The 4,910-nt window shown below is 53.9% G+C and carries 3 protein-coding genes; 2 read left to right on the forward strand and 1 reads right to left on the reverse strand.

The window, feature by feature from the left end:
* Positions 1-87 precede the first annotated feature (87 nt).
* The gene (locus tag ACESNI_RS17640) at positions 88-327 is read right to left on the reverse strand and encodes a hypothetical protein (RefSeq protein WP_373089416.1); all 240 of its coding nucleotides are present in this window, start codon (positions 325-327) and stop codon (positions 88-90) included.
* A gap of 86 nt (positions 328-413) precedes the next feature.
* On the opposite strand from ACESNI_RS17640, the gene ACESNI_RS17645 reads away from it, so the two are divergent.
* Together ACESNI_RS17645 and ACESNI_RS17650 are read left to right on the forward strand one after the other, a co-directional pair.
* Positions 414-3,050 (forward strand): TonB-dependent receptor, encoded by a 2,637-nt coding sequence (locus tag ACESNI_RS17645; RefSeq protein WP_373089418.1) that lies wholly within the window; start codon positions 414-416, stop codon positions 3,048-3,050.
* Between the two features lie 116 nt (positions 3,051-3,166).
* The gene (locus ACESNI_RS17650) at positions 3,167-4,660 is read left to right on the forward strand and encodes an alkaline phosphatase (RefSeq protein WP_373089419.1); all 1,494 of its coding nucleotides are present in this window, start codon (positions 3,167-3,169) and stop codon (positions 4,658-4,660) included.
* Positions 4,661-4,910: the final 250 nt, after the last annotated feature.

Below are 4,910 nucleotides of genomic sequence, written 5' to 3' on the forward strand. Positions count from 1 at the left end.
GCCACCTTCGCCTTGAATGCCGGACTGTGGTTCCGGCGAGGTCGTTTGCTCATATATGCTCCTGTCATGCGGCCGCTCTGGCCGACGTTAGACAGAAAATCCACTTAACTCGCTGTGCAGTTTGGTCGAGCCGCCTCTGTAGGAAGCACCGCTACCACCCTCCTGGAGTTGTTTGCGCGATACTAGCAAATATTGACCCAGCTTCTCCGCCCACCCTTCCGGCTGGGTATCCAGCAGTTCAATGGGCGATGCCGTGGGAAAAGTCAGCGTGACCGCCTCCGATAACGTTGCAACAAATTCGACATAAAATAGTCTTCCAACTTTCATCTATCCCACAGTCTTACGGTAACAAACCGCAGCTAGGTGAACCTCCAATCCGTCTCGTTCGGTGTGTAATCAAATAAAGGGGTCCCATGACACAGATAATCCACAGACTCGCCACGGCGAAATGCTCAAGCGCGCCTTATTTACGTCTTCTCCTCAGCACTTCTGCCTTGGCACTCTCTGCTGCACCCGCCCTTGGACAAGATTCCGCCTCTGATGACAGTGATGATGTCATCATTGTCACGGGGTCGGCTCTGCAGAACCAGGCCGAAATCAAAACTCGGCGCGAGGCGACAGCGATTGTGGATTCATTGTCGCGCGATGAGATAGGAGCCCTGCCCGACATTACAATCGCGGAATCCCTGCGTCGTATCACCGGCGTCAGTACCGTCTACAATGACGATGTAGGGCAGTTCGCCTCCATCCGCGGCACACATCCCGACTTCGTTCCGGTAACACTAAATGGATTAACGCTGGCGACAACGGGCGATCACGGAGAAGGCACACGCAAGGTCAATTTACAGGTCATCCCCGGCGAGGCGGTCCAGCAGTTGAGTGCTTACAAAACACTATCCCCTGATCTTGACGCCGGAGCTCTCGGCGGGCTGATCGACATCAGCACGGCGAGTGCCTTTGATTCGAGCCAGTCTCTATTTAATGTCACCGTCGGGGCCAGTTATTCCAGCTATATGGAAGTACCCGACGACAATAGTTTCGGGGGCGACAAGAACAGTCCCTTTGGCCCGTCATTAAGCGCAGTCTGGGCACCGCGCTTCGGTGCAGATGAAAGCTGGGGCCTTGTAGTGACCGGCATGTACGAGGTGCGGCCGCGTACGCAGTCTAATAGTGCTGTTACCAACCGGCTTTATTTCAACGATGCGGGTAAATTGACAACACCAATATCGGAAGACTGGAATGGTTTTGCTGCGCCAAATTCCTTCGTTTCGCACAACTACACCAACAAGTTCTCCAAGTTCGGCGGCACAGCGCGGCTGGAATACCGACCTAGCGAACGCATCAGCTCTAGCCTTTTTGGTTTCGCCTATTTCTCGGACGAGCAGGAAACCCGGAATACGAACCGCATCTATCGCCTAGATCAAGCACAGGATCAGACCGAGAATAGCGGTACCATACGCGTGCGCAACGCGGATATGCAATGGCGATATAACAGCTTTGAACGTGACCAGCGCGGACTGCAATGGCTGAACGACATCGAGGTTGGCGATCGCGGGCATCTGTCCGCCGATCTCGGCTATTCCTATGCTTGGTATCGTTCGTGGCGTCCGTTCGTAGCTTTTGATTACGAAGCGGGCACGCGGCTAACCTATGATCTGACCAACGAAAGCGTGCCTTTTGTGCTCGATAACGGGAATGCTTTTCTGGACCCTGCCAATTTCACGACCAACAATCACTATGAAGATGTGCGTGAGGCAACTGCGCATGTCTATGAAGGTCGGATAGACTACGGATTCAACAATCACCAAGGCGACCGGGGCTTCGGCTTTGCAATCGGTGGTTCTTACCGCGATATGGATATGGAGCGCGACAACAGCGCCATCGTGTATGAGGAGGGTACCAGCCTTGCGGGTTATGCCTTCATTCCAGACTTCAACACTCCGGGCTACAGCCACCCTGCTCTCTGGCTCGATCGTAAACGGTTTTATGACGAGGTCGTACCCGGCGTAACCATCGACGAAACCGAAAGTGATCACCGCACTCGCATTAACGATTATACCTATCGTGAACGGGTCGCCGCAGCTTATTTGAACGGTACTTTCACGTCGGATATCCTGCGGCTCGACGCTGGCGCACGGCTCGATCACGTCAACTTCAAGGCTGATATGGCTCAGGTTCTGGACGGTGTATTGCAAGCGAAGCAAGTCCGTTACGAAGGCAAGGACACCAATCTTCTCCCCTATGTCACCGCTAACCTGCAACTGGCGCCATCGCTGCGCATTAAGGCAGCCGCCAGCCAGACGCTTGGACGGCCCAATCCAGAAACGATCGCGACCGTAGAGAATATCGATCAGACCGAGCTGGAAATTACGCGAGGCAATCCGCAGATACAACCTCGCAAATCGACTAATCTCGATCTCGGAATTGAATATTATTTCAACGGCGGCCAGGGGATGGTGACGCTGACGGGCTTTTATAAAATGATCAAGGACGACATCGTGGCCGTCAGTACCCAGGAAATCATTGATAGTGAGACCTATACAATATCCCAGCCAATCAACGGTGAGGATACAACGTATAAAGGTATTGAGATCGGACTAATTAACAACAGCTTTGGCAACATCCATCATGCGTTGGAGGGACTCGGTGCCTCCACCAACTTCATCTGGACAGCGGGTTCCACTTCCTATCTGGAAAATGGTGAACTGCTCAAGCGCGATCAGCTCCAATACCAGTCCGACATCTCTGCCAATGCAGCGGTTTTCTATGATCTGGGCAACGGGTCAGAGCTGCGTTTGGCGATGAACCATCAGGGCCGTTATGTGGAGACCTTTGCCGCTAATAGCTGGCAGGATCTCTATATTGAACCGTTCACAACTTTTGACCTCACTGCCCGCTGGGCAGTGACGCCGCGGTTGCAGCTTCGTTTGGAAGGCCGGAACATCTTTGGTGCCGATCGTCAGCGGAACACAGGTCTAAACAATGAGTATTACCGTGCTGGGCTCGAGGTCGGGAATACCTGGTATCTGCGCGCCAACTTCCGCCTCTGACGGACCAGGCCGGCCAGTCGGATACCGCCCGGTCGTTTTTTTCCACAAATGAAAACGAGAACTTAGCTATGAATATCGATCGTCGTAAGTTGCTTGCATCAATGGGACTTCTGGGCGTGGGTAGTTTTTCGAGCCTGCCCGCCTTTGCAAGCCCGATCAAGAATTATCCCTTCACGCTGGGTGTCGCTTCGGGTGATCCTTGGCCGGACGGTTTCGTGATCTGGACTCGCCTGGCGCCGCAACCGCTTCAACCGGGCGGAGGTATGTCCCCACTAATCCATTCCGTCGAATGGGAGGTGGCGGATGACCAACGTTTCCGCAACATCGTCCAGCGTGGCACAGCCGAGGCACTTCCGGAACTGGGTCACAGCGTGCACGTCGATCTGGAAGGGCTTTTGCCTGCGCGGCCTTACTGGTATCGCTTCAGAATAAACGGGCACGCCAGTCCAATTGGCAAGGTACGCACGGCCCCGGTGGCGGGCAGCCCGGCGGAACGTATTCGTATCGGCGTAGCGGGTTGCCAAAATTACGAGCACGGCTTCTTCACCGCATATCGCTACATGGCGGACGAGAGTTTTGACGCGATCTTCCACTATGGTGACTATATTTATGAAGGACGGGCGGGTCGGCGTAATGATATACCATTGGTGCGCGAACATGTCGGACCCGAGCCGGTGAGAATCGAGGACTATCGGCTGCGCCATGCCCTCTACAAGCTGGACCCCGATTTACAGGCGGCACATGCCTCGACAGCATTCCTGATGACCTATGACGATCATGAAATTGATAATAACTGGGCGGCCGACAAGAATCAGGACGGCATCGATCCGGCAATTTTCCTTGTGCGCCGCTTTGCCGCAATGCAGGCATGGTATGAGAATATGCCCGTTCGCAAGGCTCAGCTTCCGCTTGACGGCGGAATGCAGATGTTCCGGCGGCTAGATTATGGGCAATTACTGCGCGTCCACTTGCTCGACACCCGTCAGTATCGAGACGACCAGATATGCGAGAAACCAAGTCAGCAGCACTGCCGTGATGCCGCTACGTTGCAATCGGGACAAATACTGGGCGACCGTCAGCAACAATGGTTGAGCGACGGACTGGAGAAGGATCGGACCTGGAATCTCATCGGTCAGCAGGTTGTCGTCATGCCTTATAATCACGAGACAGCGGGCGCAGGCGGCGATTCCTGGCGTGGATATCCCGAATCCCGCCGACGGCTGGTGAAAGCCATTCAAGACAAGCAATTGTCGAACGTCGTTATATCCACCGGTGACGTGCATCAGAATATCGTGGGCTATGTCCCCGCGCGTGACGAAGAACCGGACCGCAACCAGGTGGCGACTGAATTCGTCTGCACTTCGATCAGTTCTCTGGGCGACGGGCATGACTTAAAGATGCGTGGCCCAGACTGGCGGCCAATCATCGCACGTAATCCGAATGTTCTGATGGCAAACGGGCAGCGCGGATATCAAGCGTTCACGATAACGCCTGACGAATGGAGGACCGACATCATGAAGGTGGACAAAGTCACCGACCATTCGGGCCAGCTCAGCCGCTTGGCATCATTCACTATTGAGGCTGGATCGCCGTTAGCAATTCAGAGCTGAATCGAGTATCGAACATGGGTTTTGATGTGTCTCATTTTTTGGAATAGACCCGCAAGCTAATAGTTGGAAACGCCAGTTGTTTTTGCTTGCTTATGCCAAATTCACGTGGCTGCCATATAGATTTTCGTCATCGTTGTGACACTGACCGGATCCTGAAATACCGGTCCAAGATTCTGCACTGAAAGGTGCGTTTACGGGTACGGAAAATAATTCTGAAGGTTTGTGGAGATCTAGGAGTTATGATCTTGCC

Origin of the sequence: Sneathiella sp., from assembly GCF_041689005.1 — a bacterium.
Classification (GTDB): domain Bacteria; phylum Pseudomonadota; class Alphaproteobacteria; order Sneathiellales; family Sneathiellaceae; genus Sneathiella.

Bases quoted from the DNA above. Each gene is read 5' to 3' on its own strand.
- ACESNI_RS17640 (WP_373089416.1), bottom strand. From the start codon at position 327: ATGAAAGTTGGAAGACTATTTTATGTCGAATTTGTTGCAACGTTATCG.
- ACESNI_RS17645 (WP_373089418.1), top strand. From the start codon at position 414: ATGACACAGATAATCCACAGACTCGCCACGGCGAAATGCTCAAGCGCG.